Origin of the sequence: Janibacter terrae, from assembly GCF_039636765.1 — a bacterium.
Classification (GTDB): Bacteria; Actinomycetota; Actinomycetes; order Actinomycetales; family Dermatophilaceae; genus Janibacter; species Janibacter terrae.
In genome coordinates this window covers 1,537,376-1,553,556 of the sequence record NZ_CP144167.1, presented here as the reverse complement: position 1 = coordinate 1,553,556, position 16,181 = coordinate 1,537,376, and the positions used below count along the sequence as shown (strand labels likewise).

The 16,181-nt window shown below is 72.7% G+C and carries 18 protein-coding genes and 2 tRNA genes; 7 read left to right on the top strand and 13 right to left on the bottom strand.

Annotated features, from left to right (window positions below):
- The first annotated feature begins 35 nt into the window (after window positions 1-35).
- Window positions 36-230 (top strand): 50S ribosomal protein L28, encoded by a 195-nt coding sequence (gene rpmB, locus V3C34_RS07710; protein WP_068325185.1) that lies wholly within the window; start codon window positions 36-38, stop codon window positions 228-230.
- Between the two features lie 70 nt (window positions 231-300).
- Here the strand turns inward: rpmB and thiL are convergent, their stop codons facing one another.
- Window positions 301-1,317: a thiamine-phosphate kinase gene (gene thiL, locus V3C34_RS07705; protein WP_346008458.1), complete on the bottom strand. Its 1,017-nt coding sequence runs from the start codon at window positions 1,315-1,317 to the stop codon at window positions 301-303.
- A gap of 55 nt (window positions 1,318-1,372) precedes the next feature.
- Here thiL and V3C34_RS07700 point away from each other — a divergent pair, with 55 nt between their 5' ends.
- The gene (locus tag V3C34_RS07700; RefSeq protein ID WP_346008457.1) at window positions 1,373-1,855 is read left to right on the top strand and encodes a DUF3515 family protein; all 483 of its coding nucleotides are present in this window, start codon (window positions 1,373-1,375) and stop codon (window positions 1,853-1,855) included.
- A 3-nt stretch (window positions 1,856-1,858) separates the two neighbouring features.
- Here V3C34_RS07700 and V3C34_RS07695 read toward each other — a convergent pair whose 3' ends face one another.
- The gene (locus V3C34_RS07695; protein WP_068422425.1) at window positions 1,859-2,986 is read right to left on the bottom strand and encodes a D-alanine--D-alanine ligase family protein; all 1,128 of its coding nucleotides are present in this window, start codon (window positions 2,984-2,986) and stop codon (window positions 1,859-1,861) included.
- 31 nt (window positions 2,987-3,017) lie between these two features.
- Between V3C34_RS07695 and V3C34_RS07690 the strand changes: the two genes are divergently transcribed.
- Window positions 3,018-4,124 carry a PLP-dependent aspartate aminotransferase family protein gene (locus V3C34_RS07690; RefSeq protein ID WP_346008456.1) on the top strand — a complete coding sequence of 369 codons (1,107 nt, stop codon included), beginning with the start codon at window positions 3,018-3,020 and terminating at the stop codon, window positions 4,122-4,124.
- A gap of 2 nt (window positions 4,125-4,126) precedes the next feature.
- Here the strand turns inward: V3C34_RS07690 and V3C34_RS07685 are convergent, their stop codons facing one another.
- Together V3C34_RS07685 and V3C34_RS07680 are read right to left on the bottom strand one after the other, a co-directional pair.
- Window positions 4,127-5,125: an NAD(P)H-dependent glycerol-3-phosphate dehydrogenase gene (locus V3C34_RS07685; RefSeq protein WP_068422430.1), complete on the bottom strand. Its 999-nt coding sequence runs from the start codon at window positions 5,123-5,125 to the stop codon at window positions 4,127-4,129.
- On the bottom strand, window positions 5,122-5,883 hold the full coding sequence (locus V3C34_RS07680) for a lysophospholipid acyltransferase family protein (RefSeq protein ID WP_346008455.1): 762 nt from the start codon (window positions 5,881-5,883) through the stop codon (window positions 5,122-5,124). Before V3C34_RS07680 ends, V3C34_RS07685 begins: the two co-directional genes overlap by 4 nt.
- Window positions 5,884-5,946: 63 nt before the next feature.
- Between V3C34_RS07680 and V3C34_RS07675 the strand changes: the two genes are divergently transcribed.
- On the top strand, window positions 5,947-6,156 hold the full coding sequence (locus V3C34_RS07675) for a hypothetical protein (protein ID WP_068325191.1): 210 nt from the start codon (window positions 5,947-5,949) through the stop codon (window positions 6,154-6,156).
- A 63-nt stretch (window positions 6,157-6,219) separates the two neighbouring features.
- Here V3C34_RS07675 and V3C34_RS07670 read toward each other — a convergent pair whose 3' ends face one another.
- From V3C34_RS07670 to leuC, 3 genes are all read right to left on the bottom strand, one after another.
- Complete coding sequence (locus tag V3C34_RS07670; protein WP_338538423.1) at window positions 6,220-6,867, bottom strand: HU family DNA-binding protein; 648 nt, start codon at window positions 6,865-6,867, stop codon at window positions 6,220-6,222.
- Window positions 6,868-7,086: 219 nt separating this feature from the next.
- On the bottom strand, window positions 7,087-7,680 hold the full coding sequence (gene leuD, locus V3C34_RS07665; RefSeq protein WP_068325193.1) for a 3-isopropylmalate dehydratase small subunit: 594 nt from the start codon (window positions 7,678-7,680) through the stop codon (window positions 7,087-7,089).
- Between the two features lie 9 nt (window positions 7,681-7,689).
- Entirely contained in the window at window positions 7,690-9,117 is a 1,428-nt protein-coding gene (gene leuC / locus V3C34_RS07660) for a 3-isopropylmalate dehydratase large subunit (protein WP_169701921.1), read from the bottom strand.
- A gap of 121 nt (window positions 9,118-9,238) precedes the next feature.
- Between leuC and V3C34_RS07655 the strand changes: the two genes are divergently transcribed.
- Window positions 9,239-9,988 carry an IclR family transcriptional regulator gene (locus tag V3C34_RS07655; RefSeq protein WP_346008454.1) on the top strand — a complete coding sequence of 250 codons (750 nt, stop codon included), beginning with the start codon at window positions 9,239-9,241 and terminating at the stop codon, window positions 9,986-9,988.
- A gap of 90 nt (window positions 9,989-10,078) precedes the next feature.
- On the opposite strand, the gene V3C34_RS07650 is transcribed toward V3C34_RS07655, so the two are convergent.
- The 5 genes from V3C34_RS07650 to V3C34_RS07630 form a co-directional block, all read right to left on the bottom strand.
- Window positions 10,079-10,151: transfer RNA gene (locus tag V3C34_RS07650), tRNA-Glu, on the bottom strand.
- 98 nt (window positions 10,152-10,249) lie between these two features.
- Window positions 10,250-10,321, bottom strand: a tRNA-Gln gene (locus tag V3C34_RS07645).
- A gap of 94 nt (window positions 10,322-10,415) precedes the next feature.
- Window positions 10,416-11,963, bottom strand: coding sequence for a glutamate--tRNA ligase (gene gltX, locus V3C34_RS07640; protein WP_346008453.1), 1,548 nt, complete (start codon window positions 11,961-11,963; stop codon window positions 10,416-10,418).
- Window positions 11,964-12,057: 94 nt separating this feature from the next.
- The gene (locus V3C34_RS07635; RefSeq protein WP_346008452.1) at window positions 12,058-12,393 is read right to left on the bottom strand and encodes a YnfA family protein; all 336 of its coding nucleotides are present in this window, start codon (window positions 12,391-12,393) and stop codon (window positions 12,058-12,060) included.
- A gap of 12 nt (window positions 12,394-12,405) precedes the next feature.
- Window positions 12,406-13,182 (bottom strand): fumarylacetoacetate hydrolase family protein, encoded by a 777-nt coding sequence (locus V3C34_RS07630; RefSeq protein ID WP_068325198.1) that lies wholly within the window; start codon window positions 13,180-13,182, stop codon window positions 12,406-12,408.
- Window positions 13,183-13,283: 101 nt separating this feature from the next.
- Between V3C34_RS07630 and V3C34_RS07625 the strand changes: the two genes are divergently transcribed.
- Together V3C34_RS07625 and V3C34_RS07620 are read left to right on the top strand one after the other, a co-directional pair.
- On the top strand, window positions 13,284-14,162 hold the full coding sequence (locus tag V3C34_RS07625; protein WP_346008451.1) for a 3-methyladenine DNA glycosylase: 879 nt from the start codon (window positions 13,284-13,286) through the stop codon (window positions 14,160-14,162).
- Between the two features lie 43 nt (window positions 14,163-14,205).
- Window positions 14,206-15,021 carry a DUF1353 domain-containing protein gene (locus V3C34_RS07620; RefSeq protein ID WP_346008450.1) on the top strand — a complete coding sequence of 272 codons (816 nt, stop codon included), beginning with the start codon at window positions 14,206-14,208 and terminating at the stop codon, window positions 15,019-15,021.
- Here the strand turns inward: V3C34_RS07620 and V3C34_RS07615 are convergent.
- The gene (locus V3C34_RS07615) at window positions 14,973-16,172 is read right to left on the bottom strand and encodes a helix-turn-helix domain-containing protein (protein ID WP_346008449.1); all 1,200 of its coding nucleotides are present in this window, start codon (window positions 16,170-16,172) and stop codon (window positions 14,973-14,975) included. The genes V3C34_RS07620 and V3C34_RS07615 overlap by 49 nt on opposite strands.
- Between the last annotated feature and the right edge of the window lie 9 nt (window positions 16,173-16,181).

Below are 16,181 nucleotides of genomic sequence, written 5' to 3'. Positions count from 1 at the left end.
TCACTCACGTTACTGACGAACACAGGAGATTCCCCGTGGCTGCCAACTGCGACGTCTGCGGCAAGGGCCCGTCCTTCGGCCACTCCATCTCGCACTCGCACCGCCGTACGAAGCGTCGCTGGAACCCCAACATCCAGCGCGTGCGTGCGAAGGTGGGCGTCGCGGGTGCGACCCCGAAGCGTCTCAACGTCTGCACCTCCTGCCTCAAGGCCGGCAAGGTCCAGCGCTGACCCTCGCCTGACACGAGACGAGCCGCCGTTCCCTCCCCGGGACGGCGGCTTCTTTCGTCCCCCGACGCGGTCAGGGACGGAAGTGGTCCCACCCCAGGACGTCCGGCTCCACACCGTCGACGAGCACGCCCGGCTCCCCCACGACGCACGCCCCGAGGACCCGCCAGCCGGCCGGCACCCCGCCCGGTGGGAAGGTCGCGACGAGCGAGTGCTCCTCGCCGCCCGAGAGCACCTGGCGCAGCGCCTCGTCGGCGCCGAGCGCGTCGGTGAGCGCTCCCGCGGCCTCCGCGGTCAGCGCCCGGCCGGACAGCTCCACCCGCAGCCCGCTCGCCCGGGCCAGCCGACCCAGGTCGCGCACGAGCCCGTCGGAGACGTCGATCATCGCGGTGGCGCCGGCGTCCGCGGCCCTCGGGCCCTCGGCGAAGGGGGGTTCCCCCGCCGTGCGGTGCACCCGGCACAGCTCGTCGACGGCGCGCTCCAGGGGTGACGCCGCCGCGTCCGGCTGCGGGTCGAGGTACGTGCGACCGCGCCCGGCGAGCAGCAGCTGCAGGCCGCCCCCCGACCGGCCGAGGGTTCCGGCGACCGCCACGACGTCGCCGGGTCGGGCGCCGTCACGCCGCACGGGAGGACGACCGGCCAGGTCACCGACCGCCGTGATGGCGACGATGATCGTGCCGGGACCGGCGGAGGAGAGGTCACCGCCGAGGACCGGGGTCCCGGCCGCGCGCGCCGCCTGCGCGATGCCCGCGGTGAGGTCGACCGCCCACTCGACCTCGGTCCGGGGGTCGGCGGCGAGCGCGATGAGCAGCCCGGTCGGGACGGCGCCCATCGCGGCGATGTCGGCCAGGTTCTGCGCGACGACCTTGCGGCCGATCTCGTGGCCGCTGGACCAGTCGTCGCGCCAGTCACGCTCCCGCACCATCGAGTCGGTCGTGAGCACGACGGCGCCCGAGGGCGCGGCGAGCACGGCGGCGTCGTCGCCGGGCCCGAGGTGGACGTGCGCGGGTCCGGTCGTCCCGTGGAGCAGCGGGAAGATGCGCGCCAGCAGCTCTCCCTCGGAGAGGTCACGCAGGCGGGTGCCGGGCATCAGGGGTCTCCCGTCGGACGAAGGGGGGTCAGGACGGCACGGTAGCCTCCCGGCCGTGACCTCCTCACCCCGGCGTCACGAGGGACTCGTCCCCGCGACCCTGCTGCTGCTCGCCGTCGTGGGCGCGGGCGTGCTCGGCACGGCCGTGACCGGCCGCCCGGCGGAGGTCGGCATCCCGCTGAAGGCGGACGATCCCGCGTGTGCCGCCGCGAGCACCCACTGGCCCGAGGAGGTCGACGGGGAGACCTCGCGCGAGACCGACCCGAGCGACCCGGCCGTGCGGGCCTGGGGAGACCCCGCGGTCGTCGCGCGCTGCGGCCTCCCGGCGATGCCGCCGACGCAGGACCAGTGCGTCGTCGTCGACGGGATCGGCTGGGTCGCGGAGGACCTCGGTGACGGGACGCGGCTGACGACCTTCGGTCACGACCCCGCGATCGAGGTCATCGTGCCGCAGGAGCACGGGCCGGGCCCGCTGCTGCTGCCCGCCTTCTCCGACGCGGTGCGCGAGCTGCCGACCAACGGCCGCGAGTGCAGCTGAGGCTCAGCGCAGGCCGACCGGACGCTCGAGCGCGAGCTGGATCAGCTCGTCGACGAGCTCGGGGTAGGTGACCCCGCTCTCCTGCCACATGCGCGGGTACATCGAGTGCGGGGTGAAGCCGGGCATGGTGTTGATCTCGTTGATGACCACGCGGCCGCCCTCGGTGACGAAGCAGTCCACGCGCGCCAGGCCCTCGCAGGCCAGCGACTCGAAGGCCGCCGCAGCGAGCCGGCGCACCTCGTCGGCCGCGCCCCGCGGCAGGTCCGCCGGGCAGGAGAGGACGACGGAGGCCTCGTCGAGGTACTTGGCCTCGAAGTCGTAGAAGTCGTGCCCGTGGCCCGTCTCGACGACGATCTCGCCGGGCTGCGAGGTGCGCGGGGCGTCGAGGCCACGCCCCTGCAGGACGGCGCACTCGATCTCCCGGCCGACGATGCCGGACTCGACGATGACCTTGAGGTCGTGCTCGCGGGCGGCCTCGATCGCGGCCTCGAGCCCGTCGGGGGTGTCGACCTTGGACACGCCCATCGACGAGCCGGCGCGGCAGGGCTTGACGAAGACCGGGTAGGTCAGGGCACCGACGGCGTCCATCGCGGCGGCCCGGTCGCGGCGCCACTGGGCATCGGTGATGACGGTGTACGGGCCGACGGGCAGTCCGGCGCCCGCGAAGACGACCTTCATGTAGTGCTTGTCCATGCCCGCAGCAGAGGCGAGCACGCCCGAGCCGACGTAGCGGATGTCGGTCAGCTCGAGCAGCCCCTGCAGGGTGCCGTCCTCGCCGTAGGGGCCGTGGAGCAGCGGGAAGACGACGTCGACCTCGCCGAGGGCCTCGAGCGCCTCGCCGGGCCGGTGCACCGTGAGCGTCGTCTCGCCCACCCGGGTGGGGAGGATGACCTCGGTGCCGGTGTCGGTCACCTCGGGGGTGTGGCCCGGGGTGAGCGCGAGCGCGTCCGGGTCGTCGGCGGCCAGGACCCAGGCACCCTCGCGGGTGATGCCCACGGGCACGACGTCGTAGGCCTCGCGGTCGATCGCCCGCAGGACACCGGCGGCGGTCGCGCAGGAGACGGCGTGCTCGGAGGAGCGCCCGCCGAAGACGACGGCGACGCGGGGCTTGCGGCTGGGATGGCTGCTCATCGGGGGAAGACTAACGTCTAGCCTCACGCTCATGGAGCACCCGAACGACGACGCGCACGCCGACCTCTCCCACCGCACCAAGGTCGTGGCCCTGGGCCGTCCCGAGCGCACGGCCGGCGCCGCGCTCAACCCCCCGGTCACCTTCACGTCCACGTACATCCAGGACGGGCCGATCAACTACGCACGCGTGGACAACCCGACGTGGACCCCCTTCGAGGAGGCCGTCGGTGAGCTCGAAGGGGGGCGCGCGCTCCTCTTCTCCTCCGGCATGGCCGCGGTGCACGCCGCCCTCTCGCTCGTCCCGACCGGCGGCACCGTCGTCGCCCCGGCGGCCGCGTACAACGGCGTCGTCGTCTCCCTCACCGAGGCCGAGCAGGAGGGCCGGCTCAGCGTGCGCTGGGTCGACGTCACCGACACGGACGCGACCGTCGCCGCCCTGCCCGGCGCGGACCTGCTGTGGCTCGAGTCGCCGTCCAACCCACTGCTCGAGCTCGCGGACATCTCCGCCCTCACCGCCGCCGCCCACGAGGCGGGCACCCTTGTCGTCGTCGACAACACCTTCGCCACCCCGCTGCTGCAGCGCCCGCTCGAGGACGGCGTCGACGCCGTCGTGCACTCGGCGACGAAGTACCTCGCCGGCCACTCCGACGTCATCCTCGGCCTGACGGTCACCGCCGACACCGAGCACGGCCGCGGGCTGCACACCCGACTGGCCCGGCAGCGCACCCTCGGCGGCGCGATCGCCGGCCCCATGGAGGCCTGGCTCGCCCTGCGCGGGCTGCGGACGCTCTCCCTGCGCCTGGAGCGGGCCTGCGCCAACGCCGCGGACCTCGCCGAGCGCCTGCGCTCCCACCCGCGGATCTCCCGCGTGCGCTACCCCGGCTGGGGCGCGATCGTCTCCGTCGAGGTCACGGGCGACGGCGACGGGACCGAGGCCGCGGAGGCCCTGACGACCGGCACGCGGATCTGGTCGCCGTCGACGAGCCTCGGCGGCGTGGAGTCCCAGCTCGAGCGGCGCCGCCGTCAGCCCGGCGAGCCGGAGGCCGTCCCGGTCAACCTCGTGCGACTGTCCGTCGGCGTCGAGGACGTCGAGGACCTGTGGACGGACCTGCGCAGGGCGCTCGACGCGCTGGCCTGACGTCAGTCGGTCTCGTGCTTGCGGGCGCGGCCCAGCAGGACGCCGACCATGTCCTGCGGCGAGACCCCCTCGTGCACCACGCGGGTGACCTGCTCGGTGATCGGGACGTCGACCCCGTGCGCGCGGGCGAGGTCGAGGATCGAGGCGCAGGACTTCACGCCCTCGGCGGTCTGCTTCGTCTGCTCGGTGACGTCGGCGACGGACAGGCCCTCGCCGAGCTTGACGCCGAAGGAGTGGTTGCGCGAGAGCGGCGACATGCACGTGGCGATGAGGTCGCCGACGCCCGCGAGGCCCGACATCGTGCGCGGGTCGGCGCCGAGCGCCATCGCCAGGCGCGTGGTCTCGGCGAGGCCGCGGGTGATGATCGTCGCCTTCGTGTTGTCGCCGAAGCCCAGGCCCGCGGCCATGCCGACGGCGAGCGCGATGACGTTCTTCACCGCACCGCCGAGCTCGGCCCCGATGACGTCCGTGGACGTGTACGGCCGGAAGAACGAGGTCGAGCACGCTGCCGCCACCCGGTTGGCCGCCTCGAGGTCCGGGCAGGCGACGACGCTGGCCGCCGGCTGCTGCTGGACGATCTCCTTGGCGAGGTTGGGCCCGCTCACGACACCGATGCGCTCGACGGGGACACCCGCGACCTCGTGGATGACCTCGCTCATCCGCCGGGTCGTGCCGAGCTCGATGCCCTTCATCAGCGACACGACGATCCGGTCACCGGCGAGCAGCGAGCCCCAGTCGGAGAGGTTGGCGCGCAAGGACTGCGAGGGCACGGACAGGATGACGATCTCGGCACCGTCGGCGACCTCGGCCGGGTCGGTGGAGGCGCTGATCCTCGGGGAGAGACGCACCCCGGGGAGGTAGTCGTCGTTGGACCCGGCGTTGATCTGGGCGACGAGCTCGGCGCGGCGCCCCCACACCCGCACGTCGTTGCCGCCGGCCGCGAGGATCGTGGCGAAGGCGGTGCCCCAGCTGCCGGCACCGAAGACCGCGATGTGGCTCATTGGTCGTCTCCTGACGTGTAGTTGCCCGTGACCCGCATGCCGTGGGCCCTGGGGTCGAAGCGCTGCGTCGGAGCGCGCTCGCCGCGCAGCTCCTCGAGCTCGTGGGTGATGGCGGCCATGATCCGGTCGGTCGCGGCGACGAGGAGCGGGCCGGTGACCGGCCGGCCGTGGAGGTCGGACAGGTCGACCGGTGGGCCGAAGCGCACCCGGATGAGGGTGCGGCGGCGCCCCAGCCGCAGTCGCAGTCGCTTGGAGTACCGGGGCAGCAGGTCCTGCGGACCCCACTGGGCGATCGGGATGACCGGGACGCCGGACTGCAGCGCGAGCCGGGCGGCGCCGGTCTTGCCGCGCATCGGCCACAGGTCGGGGTCCCGCGTCAGGGAACCCTCGGGGTAGACGACGACGCACTCCCCCGCTGCGAGGGCGCGGACCGCGGGCGCCAGGGCGTCGGCCGCGTGCGTCGTCTCCCGGTCGACCCGCACCTGCTTGGCGTGGCGCAGCACCCAGCCGACGACCGGGGTGTCGAAGAGGGTGCTCTTGGCGAGGTACACGGGGCTGTGGCCGCGGTCGTACAGCACGTGCGCCCACGGGAAGGGATCGACGTGCGAGACGTGGTTGGGCGTGACGATGAACCCACCGCGGGTGGGGACGTGCTCCAGCCCGCACACCTCGTAGCGGGCGAGGGCACGCATCCCGAGGCGCAGCACACCGGCTGCCACCCGGTACGCCACGGGGGTCGGTGTGCGGTGGACGACCATGTCACCTCATTCTGCGTCTCTCGTGAGCCGTGCTCACCCTAGGCCACGGATACCCTCGACCCCGTGCAAGCGACTGTCTTCTCCCACGACCCGGACCACGGCACGAGCGTGGTCACCGACGACGGCGTCCGGCTCCACGCCGACGCGGCCGTCTTCGCGCGCAGCGGACTGCGGTGGCTGCGTGCCGGGCAGCGGGTGAGCATCACCGTCGAGGCCGACGAGGTGACCCGGCTGTGGATCGTCGGGATCGGCGAGGACGAGACGATCGCCTGACCCGGGGACGGGCGAAGGGGGTCCCCGCCGACGTGGCGGGACCCCCCTTCGTCCGTGGTGGCGTCAGCTGCCGCTCGACGTCGTCTTCTTGGCCGTCGTCTTCTTGGCGGTGGCCTTCTTCGCCGTCGTCTTCTTGGCGGGCGTGGAGCTGGTGGCCGTCGACTTCGTCGCGGCCTTCTTCGCCGTGGACTTCGTCGCGGCCTTCTTCGCCGCCGCGGACTTCTTCGCCGGCGCGGCCTTCTTCGCCGTGGACTTCGTCGCGGTCTTCTTCGCCGGAGTCGACTTCTTCGCCGGGCCGGACTTCTTGGCGGTGGTCGTCGTGGTCTTCCTCGCCGGCTTCCGGCCCGGGATCGCGGTGTCCGCGATCGCGCCGGCGACGGAGGTGACGGTCCCGGCGGCGGCCCGGGCGGCGGCCGGCGCCGCCTTGGGGAGCGAGCGCGGGTCGGCGACATATCCCTTGAAGCTCGTCCCGGCCTTGAAGCGCGGCACGGACGTCTTCTTGATCTTGACGACCTCACCGGTGCGCGGGTTGCGGCCGGTACGGGCCGCGCGGGCCGCCTTCTCGAAGGTGCCGAATCCCGTGATGGCGACGCGGCCCCCCTTGGCGACCTCCCGCACGATCGTGTCGAGCACGACCTCGAGTGCCTCCTGGGCGGCCTTGCGGCTACCGAGTCTCTCTTCGAGAGCCTTGACCAGTTCTGCCTTGTTCACGTGTCACTCCCGTAGTGATCCGTCACCGGTCGTCCCCCGGCAGGGAGGCCAAGCCGAAACACCCGACCTGTTCCGACGGTAGAGGCGCCGGGTGTGCAGGTGCAGCCTTTGGACCTCGCCACTTTGCATGCTGCACAGGGGAGTTCGCGGGCCGTCACGAGCGCGGGAGGGAGGCGCGGAGCGAGCACCTTTGCGCGACAACGAGATCGCGAAGGGAGGTCAGCTCGGCTGGGTGACCGGCTTCCAGCTCGGGCGCGTGGACTCGTACTCGGTGATGTCCTGCTCGTGGCGCAGGGTGAGGCCGATGTCGTCGAGGCCCTCGAGCAGGCGCCAGCGCGTGTAGTCGTCGACGTGGAAGGCGCAGACGATGTCACCTGCGGTGACCGTGCGGGCGGTGAGGTCGACGGTGATCTCGGCGCCGGGGGTGTTCTCGAGGTACTTCCACAGCAGCTCGACGTCGTCCTGGCTGACCTGCGCGGCGAGCAGGCCCTGCTTGCCGGAGTTGCCGCGGAAGATGTCGGCGAAGCGCGAGGAGATGACGACGCGGAACCCGTAGTCCTTGAGCGCCCAGACGGCGTGCTCGCGGGAGGAGCCCGTGCCGAAGTCGGGACCGACGACGAGGACGGAGCCGTCGCGGTAGGCCGGCTGGTTGAGCACGAAGGTGTCGTCGCCCCGCCAGGCGGCGAAGAGGCCGTCCTCGAAGCCGGTGCGCGAGACCCGCTTGAGGTAGACGGCGGGGATGATCTGGTCGGTGTCGACATTGCTGCGGCGCAGCGGGACGCCGGTGCCGGTGTGGGTGGTGAAGGCTTCCATGGCTGCTCCTCAGGCCGTCTCGAGCTGGTCGGTCGCGGGCGCGGACGTCAGGTCCGCGGGGCTGGAGAGCGTGCCGCGCACGGCGGTCGCCGCCGCGACGAGCGGGCTGACGAGGTGGGTGCGTCCGCCCTTGCCCTGCCGGCCCTCGAAGTTGCGGTTGCTCGTCGACGCGGAGCGCTCGCCGGGGGCGAGGGTGTCGGGGTTCATGCCGAGGCACATCGAGCAGCCGGGCAGGCGCCACTCGGCACCGGCGTCGGTGAAGACCTTGTCCAGGCCCTCGGCCTCGGCCTGCAGGCGCACGCGGGCGGAGCCGGGCACGACGAGCATGCGCACGGACTCGGCGACGTGCCGGCCCTTGATGACCTCGGCGGCGGCGCGCAGGTCCTCGATGCGGCCGTTGGTGCAGGAGCCGACGAAGACGGTGTCGACGGCGACCTCGCGCAGCGGGGTGCCGGCGGTGAGGCCCATGTACTCGAGCGCCTTGGTGGCGGTGGCGCGCTCGTTCTCGTCGGCCATCGCTGCCGGGTCCGGCACGGCCTCGGCCAGCGGGGAGCCCTGGCCGGGGTTGGTGCCCCAGGTGACGAAGGGGGTGAGCGTCGAGGCGTCGATGTCGACCTCGGCGTCGAAGACCGCGTCGTCGTCGCTGCGCAGCGCGCGCCAGGCCTCGACGGCGGCGTCCCAGTCGGCGCCGGTCGGCGCGTGGTCGCGACCCCTGAGGTACTCGAAGGTGGTCTCGTCCGGGGCGATCATGCCGGCGCGGGCGCCGGCCTCGATCGACATGTTGCACACCGTCATGCGCGCCTCCATCGAGAGCGCCTCGATGGCCTCGCCGCGGTACTCGAGCACGTAGCCCTGACCGCCGCCGGTGCCGATCTTCGCGATGACGGCGAGGATGACGTCCTTGGCCGTCACGCCGGGCTGGAGGTGCCCGCGCACGTTGATCGCCATGGTCTTGAAGGGGTTGAGCGAGAGCGTCTGCGTGGCGAGGACGTGCTCGACCTCGCTCGTGCCGATGCCGAAGGCGAGCGCGCCGAAGGCACCGTGGGTGCTCGTGTGACTGTCGCCGCAGACGACCGTCGTGCCGGGCTGGGTCAGGCCCAGCTGGGGGCCGACGACGTGGACGATGCCCTGCTCGGCGTCGCCCATCGGGTAGAGGCGCACGCCGAACTCGGCGCAGTTGTCACGCAGCGTCTCGACCTGGATCTTGCTCACCGGGTCGGTGATCGGTCCGGGCGTCGTCGGGACGTTGTGGTCCTCGGTCGCGAGGGTGAGGTCGGGGCGACGGACGGGCCGGCCGGCCAGGCGCAGACCCTCGAAGGCCTGCGGGCTCGTCACCTCGTGGAGGAGGTGCAGGTCGATGTAGAGGAGGTCGGGCTCCCCCTCGGCGCGGCGGACGACGTGCGCGTCCCAGACCTTCTCGGCCAGCGTTCCTGCCATCTGTCTCATTCCCATCCATGCGTGGTGCCACGGTGTGTGCACGGTGTGTTGACGACGACATTTCCACGTCGTGGGCTGCCCGGATCTTGCGTCTCACGACATGAGATGTCAGTATCACTCCATGGACAACGGTAGCGGAGTTGGCGTTCTGGACAAGGCCGCCGTCGTGCTGGGCGCTCTCGAAGCGGGTCCCTCGACCCTCGCCCAGCTCGTCGCGGCCACCGGTCTGGCACGCCCCACGGCACATCGGCTCGCGGTCGCCCTCGAGCACCACCGACTCGTCGCACGCGACATGCAGGGACGCTTCGTCCTCGGCCCGCGCCTGGGTGAGCTGGCCGCCTCCGCCGGCGAGGACAAGCTCCTCGTCGCCGCCAACCCGGTCCTCGGCGCCCTGCGCGACCACACCAACGAGTCGGCGCAGCTCTTCCGCCGCCAGGGCGAGCACCGGGTCTGCGTCTTCGCCGCCGAGCGCCCGGTCGGCCTGCGTGACTCCATCCCCGTCGGTGCCACCCTGTCGATGCACGCCGGCTCGGCCGCCCAGGTCCTGCTCGCGTGGGAGGAGCCCGACCGGCTCCACCGGGGCCTGCAGGACGCCGCCTTCACCGCGACGATGCTCTCGGCCGTGCGCCGCCGGGGTTGGGCGCAGAGCGTGGGCGAGCGCGAGCCCGGCGTGGCCTCCGTCTCGGCCCCCGTCCGCTCCCCCAGCGGCCGCGTCATCGCCGCCGTGTCCATCTCCGGCCCGATCGAGCGCCTCTCGCGCCAGCCCGGCCGCCTGCACGCCGCGACCGTCATCGCCGGCGCCAACAAGCTGACCGAGGTTCTCGAGAAGCACGCCCGGGCCGCCGAGGCCGCCGACCGCGACACCGAGTGACGAAGGGGGGAGCGCCCCCCTTCGTCCTCGTCCCTGCCCCCGGGCACGACGAAGGCCCCCGCTCTGACGAGCGGGGGCCTTCGACCGATGTAGCCCCGACGGGATTCGAACCCGCGCTACCGCCTTGAGAGGGCGGCGTGCTAGGCCACTACACAACGGGGCCATGTGTGCTTCCCGGACCGGCGGGCCGGCTGGGCAACGGAGAGAACCTTAACCCGAAGGGGGCTCTTTCCGAAATCGAGCGGCGGACCGCTCTCAGCGCTGGGGTACCAGGACTCGAACCTAGAACAACTGAACCAGAATCAGCCGTGTTGCCAATTACACCATACCCCAAGGGGGTATCACTGACCCTTCGGAGCGAACTCCGCGCGGCCTGTGAACCGAGTGACGATGTTACCCGTCAACCCGTGTGACCCCAAATCGTCACTCAGGCCAGCGCATCCCGCAGCGAGCGCAGCCGCGCCAGCGTCGAGGACTGGCCCAGGATCTCCATCGACTCGAAGAGCGGCGGGCTGATCCGCGCACCCGAGACGGCCGTGCGCAGCGGGCCGAAGGCGAGGCGCGGCTTGATGCCCATGCCCTCGACGATCGCCTCGCGCAGCGTGGCCTCGATCCGCTCGGCGTGCCACTCGTTCGCGTCGCGGTTCTCCTGCGAGAGGACGCCCGCGGGCACGTGCAGGCCCTGCAGCGCCGTGATGGCAGCCTCGAGCACCTGGCCGGCGTCGCCCTTGAGGCCGGCGCGCGCGTCCTCGTCGATCTGCAGCTCGTCGTCGGCGGTGTAGAAGGGCCGTACGAGCGCGGATGCCTCGGTGAGCAGCGCGATGCGCGTCTGGATGAGCTCGGCGACGGACTTCAGCCGGGCGAGCTCCCCCAGCGACGGGTTGTCGCCGAGCACGCCGTCGGCCTGCAGGTACGGCAGCAGTCGCGAGGTGAAGTCACCGAGCTCGAGGTCGCGGATCCACGCGCCGTTCAGCCACTCGAGCTTCTTGAGGTCGAAGATCGGGCCGACCGTGTTGACCTTGCTCCAGGCGAAGTCGCGGGCGAACTCCTCGAAGGTGAACTTCTCGACGTCCTGGCCGTCCTCCCCCTTCGCCGGCGGGTAGGCCAGCAGGCCGAGGAAGTTGACGACTGCCTCGGGCAGGTAACCCTGCTCCTGGAACCACGTGAGGCGCGCCTCGGGGTTCTTGCGCTTGGAGATCTTCGACTTGTTGGTGTTGCGCAGCAGCGGCATGTGCGCGAACTTCGGCGGCTCCAGGCCGAGCCACCGGTACAGCAGCACGTGCTTGGGCGTGGAGGAGATCCACTCCTCGCCGCGCACGACGTGGGTGATGCCCATCTCGTGGTCGTCGACGACGACGGCCAGGTGGTACGTCGGGAAGCCGTCGGCCTTGAGGATCACCTGGTCGTCCGGCCGCGGCGCGGACACGGTCCCGCGGATGACGTCCTCGAAGGTGGTGGGTGCGTCGTCGGGCACGAGCATGCGAACGACGGGCGTGTCGTTGAAGCCCTCGAGCTCGGCCCGCTCCTCCTTGGTCTTGCCGACGCAGAGACGGTCGTAGCCGGTGGGCAGCTTGAGCTTCTGCTGCTTCTCGCGCATCGCGGTGAGGCGCTCGGTGGAGCACCAGCAGTGGTAGGCGTGGCCGTCCTCGACGAGCCTGTCGACGTACGGCCGGTAGGTCTCCAGCCGCTCGCTCTGCCGGTACGGCGCGTACGGGCCGCCGACGTCCGGCCCCTCGTCCCAGCGCAGGTCGAGCCACCCGAGGGTGTCGTAGAGCTGCTGCTCGCTCGTCTCGTTGAACCGCGCCCGGTCGGTGTCCTCGATGCGCAGGACGAAGGAACCGCCCTGCCGCCGCGCGAAGGCGAGGTTGAACAGCGCCATGTAGGCGGTGCCGACGTGCGGGTCGCCGGTCGGCGACGGGGCGACGCGCAGGCGTGGGGCGGAGGCGGGCGTGGGGGTGTCTGCGGGGGTGCTCATGATGGGCCGATCGTATCGCCGTCACGTCGGCGTGCGACCGGCCAGGACGAAGGGGGCGCCGCCGGGCGGTGCGGTGCGGCTCAGGCGGTGCAGCTCAGGCGGAGCGCGGGGCGTACATGATCACGGCGACGCCGACGAGGCAGAGCAGGGCGCCGGCGACGTCGAAGCGGTCCGGGCGGAAGCCGTCGACGACCATGCCCCAGAGCAGCGAGCCGGCGACGAAGACCCCGCCGTACGCGGCGAGGATCCGCCCGAAGGCGGCGTCCGGCTGCAGGGTCGCGACGGCCCCGTAGAGGCCGAGCGCGACGACGCCGGCGCCGACCCACACCCACCCACGGTGCTCGCGCAGGCCCTGCCAGACCAGCCAGGCCCCGCCGATCTCGAGCAGCGCCGCGAGGACGAAGAGCGGGACCGACCGGGCGACGTCCACGTCAGGCCCGAGTCACTCGGAGGCGACGAAGGGGTTGGACAGCGTGCCGATGGCGTCGATCTCGATGTCGATCCGCTGGCCGGGGGTGACCCGACCGACGCCGGCCGGGGTGCCGGTGAGGATGACGTCGCCGGGCAGCAGCGTGAAGGACTTGGAGCAGTGGCTGATGAGCGCCGCCACCCCGTGGACCATGTCGGAGCTGTGCCCGTCCTGGGCGACCTCGCCGTCACGCAGGGTGGTGATCGAGACGTCCTGCGGGTCGAGGTCGGTCTCGATCCACGGGCCGAGCGGGCAGAAGGTGTCCATGCCCTTGGCCCGGGCCCACTGCCCGTCGCCGCGCTGCAGGTCGCGCGCGGTCACGTCGTTGGCGATCGTGTAGCCGAAGATGACCTTCTTGGCCTCCTCGGGCTCGATGTCCTTGCACATCCGCCCGATGATCACCGCGAGCTCGCCCTCGAAGGAGACCTCCGAGGTGAGCTCCGTCGGGATGACGACCGGGTCGCCCGGGCCCACGACGGCGGTGTTGGGCACGAGGAACATCATCGGCTCGTCGGGCACCGCGTTGCCCATCTCGGCGGCGTGGTCGGCGTAGTTGCGCCCGATACCGATGATCTTGCTGCGCGGGATGACGGGCGCGAGCAGGCGCACCTCGTCGACCGTCGTGGTCTTCCCGGTCAGCTCGATCCGCTGGTAGAGCGGGTCGCCGCTCACCTCGGCGATCTTCTGGCCGTCTGCGTCGACGAGCCCGTAGACGGGGTCGTCACCTTCGGTGTATCTCGCGATGCGCACGGGGCCACCCTAGGCGACGACGACGCGCGGGGGCACCGGGGCCGGGAGCCCGAGCACAGCACCCGCAGGCAGGTGGCACCGCCGGGACCTACCCTGTCCCGGTGATCGAGACGACCCTGGCGCGCGCGGAGTGGACCGCCCGCGCCCGCGCCCACGAGGCAGCGGTCGACGAGCTGACCGCCGGCCACCGCGAGCGCCGCGGCCGCGGCGAGCGGCACGCCGTCGACGACTTCCTCTTCGAGTACTACGCGCACCGTCCGGCGCAGCTGCGGCGGTGGCACCCCGGGCCGGGTGTGCTCCTCGAGGACGCCGCGGAGGCGTACGCGGGCAGGTCCGGCTACGTCGTCGACGAGAGAGGGTCGGTGCGCCTGGACGTCGACGACCTCGTCGCGCGAAGGGGGCGGACCCTCGCCTTCGTCCGGGACCTGGTCGGCGCGACCTTGTCGCGTCCGGGCACCCACGACTGCTTCGGGTTGCACGAGTGGGCGATGGTCTACCGGCTGCAGCCGGGCGAGCAACGGCACGAGCAGCTCCCCCTTCGCCTCGGTCAGGCGGAGACGGACGCCGTCGTCGAGGGCCACCGGATCCGGTGCAGCCACCACGACGCGTACCGCTTCTTCACCCCGGACGCGGTGGGGCGCAACTCCCTTCGTCCGACACGGGAGGACCAGGCCGACCACGAGCAGCCGGCCTGCCTGCACGCGGGGATGGACCTCTACAAGTGGTGCTTCAAGCTCGCACCGGCGGTGCCGTCCGGGCTGACGCTCGACGCCTTCCGGCACGCCCTGCGGGTGCGGCGCCTGGACATGCAGGCCTCCCCCTACGACCTGTCCGGCCTCGGGCTCGACCCGGTCGCCATCGAGACGACCGAGGGCAAGGCGCAGTACGTCGCCCGCCAGCGGGAGCTGATGGTGACCTCGAACTCCCTTCGCCGGCGGCTGCTGGCCGTCACGGACCTGCTGGACCCTGCATTGCCCTAGGGGAATGCCGCCTCCTGGCCCCGGTGGCTGCCACGCTGGGGGCATGGACACGCCCTTGCAGACCCAGCCTCGGCGGTTCTACGACGGCGGGGTCCCCGGTGGGCCCCCGGACCCCACGTCTCCCCCGCTCATCGTCCTCGAGCGCACGCTCGACATGGCGGTCGACGAGTTCCGCATGGTCCGTCGGCTCGGCTACCGCGACCGCGAGCTCGGGCAGCTGCTCGTGCCGGTCGACACGGCAGGCTTCACCACCGACCTGACGTCGGTGCCCTCGATCTTCCTCTGGCTCGTGCCGCGGACCGGCCGGCATCTGCCCGCTGCACTGCTGCACGACGGCCTCGTCCGCGGCGAGTACGCGGCCGCTCCTGGCGTCGACATCGACCGCGAGCACGCGGACCTCGTCTTCCGGTCGGCCATGGCGGACACCGGGACCGGTCTCATCCGACGGTGGCTCATGTGGACCGCGGTGACGCTCGGCACCTTCTTCCAGGACAGGCACACGCGCTGGCCCGCGGGCGAGCTCTGGCGCTGGCGGATCACCGCCGCGGGCACGCTCCTGCTCACCGCCCTGCTCGGGGTCGTCGCGACCCTGGACCTCTTCGACCTCAGGGTCCCGGTCATCGGCGGCGTCCCCTGGATGGGCGACCGCCCGTGGTGGGTCGAACTGGTCACGGGTGCGATCGGCGCGGTCGTCGTCCCGCTGCTGCTCGGGCTGCTGTGGGGCCGGTTCCGCGCCGCGGGCATGATCGCCGGCGTCGCGCTGGCCCTGCTGCTCCACGTCACGATCGCCGTCGCGGCACTCACCGCCGCCTACCAGCTGGCCGAACGGGTCGTGACGCGCCCGGTGCGGGAGGACTGAGCACCGCGCCCCAGCACGAGCAGACCGAGGTGCAGCTCGAGCCGGTCCCGGCCCCGGGAGAGGTCGAGCCCGGTCACTGCCTCGACCCGGCGCAGCCGGGCGTAGACGCTCTGCCGGTGCAGCCCGAGCCTGCGTGACGTCGCCGCGATCGACCCCGCCTCCTCGAGGTGAATCCACGCGGTCTCGACGAGCTCCGGTGCTGCGGCGAGGAGCTCGGCCACGGCGGGGGTGCGGGCGGCGTCCAGCAGGTCGTCGCCGGCCGTGGTGCCGAGCAGCCGCTCGATGCCGAGCGAGGCCCACGGGTGCACGCGCGCGCCTGCTGGCGGACGATCGCCCTCGGGGGACATCGGACGCACGACGCGAAGGGCGGCGCGCGCCTCCCGCAGCGAGCCGGACACGGCGGTGAGCGGGACGAGCTCCCCCACCCCCGCCACCACGTGCGCGTCGGTGATGCGGCCGAGCGCGGTCAGGGCCGACTCGGCCGCGTCGTGCACCTCGGTCTCCGTGACGGCGGGGACGACGAGGACGAGGTCGCCGGAGCGCTCGGCGACGCCGATGCGGCGGGGCAACCCGCCGGGTCCGTGGACCTCGTCGGCGCGCAGCCGCACCCCGGGCGCCGCGCCGAGGACGACGACGGAGGCGTGGGTGCCCGGGTCGACGGCCAGCTCGTCGGCGAGCTCGCGCGCGGGACCGCTGCGGGCCTTGGGGCCCGCGTCGAGCAGGTCGAGGACCAGTCGCTCGGTCTCCCGACGGCGGGAGGCCAGCCGGGCGAGCTGCTCCCCCGCGCGGTCGGCGACGACCTCCGCGGCCCGCACCCGCTCGGGCGACAGCCCGTCCGGCGGCTCGACCGCCCAGAGGTAGCCCTGGACGACCCCGTGCCAGCGGGCCGGCAGGCACAGGCGGGCGGCCGTGCCCCGCTCGGCGTCGGCGGGGATGCGCACCGGCCCGGTGGCCCGGGCGATGCCGAAGCTCTCGAACCACTCGCGCGTGCGGGGGTGCGCCCCGCGCGACATCACGGTCTCCACCCGCACGCTGTCGGCGTCGTCGGCGTGGGCGGCGAAGGCGAGCAGCCGGAAGCGCCGGTCCTCCAGGGTCACGGGGGCGAGGAGGATCGCGGACGCCTCGTCGACGAGGTCCTGCACATCGGCCATCAGACAAAT